Annotated in this window: 1 protein-coding gene; it reads right to left on the bottom strand. The window is 66.7% G+C overall.

Translation table 11 applies throughout. From position 1 onward, the window contains the following. The coding region (locus ACR9ZK_RS23955) for a flagellar basal body rod C-terminal domain-containing protein (RefSeq protein WP_481344386.1) at positions 1–216 on the bottom strand (216 nt) is incomplete at its 3' end. Positions 217–228: the final 12 nt, after the last annotated feature.

Consider the following 228-nt stretch of genomic DNA (forward strand, 5'->3'; position numbering starts at 1 on the left):
CCTCCCGACGATTCCGGTGTGGTTGATGAGCACGTCGATGGCCTCATCCATGGCGGTCATCACGCGCGCAGCGCCCTGGTAGGCGTGCTGGAACGAGAGCATGTTCATGTTCTCCTCGTCGAGGTCGACGGACGCGCCGGCCACCTGCGCGTTCACGGCGGAGGTCGTGGCCAGGTCCGCGAGATCGGACTGCTGCTTCTCGGTGTGGCTGGCCACGCCGATCCGGAC

The sequence above is a fragment of the Monashia sp. HAY1-5C genome (assembly GCF_056755255.1).